The organism is Marinomonas sp. BSi20584 (assembly GCF_002792415.1).
GTDB lineage: Bacteria > Pseudomonadota > Gammaproteobacteria > Pseudomonadales > Marinomonadaceae > Marinomonas > Marinomonas polaris.
In genome coordinates, this window is sequence record NZ_KZ454934.1 from 1 (window position 1) to 309 (window position 309).

1 protein-coding gene is annotated in these 309 nt (G+C 40.8%); it reads right to left on the reverse strand.

The features are described 5' to 3' along the window. Window positions 1–94: 94 nt before the first annotated feature. The coding region (locus tag TY87_RS22420) for a type II toxin-antitoxin system RelE/ParE family toxin (protein WP_198432177.1) at window positions 95–309 on the reverse strand (215 nt) is incomplete at its 5' end.

Genomic DNA, 309 nt, shown 5'->3' on the forward strand with positions numbered 1-309 from the left:
CAATAAAGCGCTTTGGAAACCCGCTGTGGTTAGTCAGTCTTTCAGCTTAGATAAATACGAATGTTCATCACCCAATATCAAGGTACAACTAAGATTACTTAAGGTGTTTCTGAGGAAGTTGAGATCGCCCTAATACAGCAACGATAAGGATGGAGTCAGTTTCTTTGATGTAATACGCAACATGTTTACCCACTGGGAAGTAAAAACCATTGTGGTGTATGTCATCACAAGGCCTTCCTAACTCAGGGTTATCAGCTAGCGTCTGAAAACCTGAAAGTAATGTGGCTTTGTATTTACGCCATTGAGGTT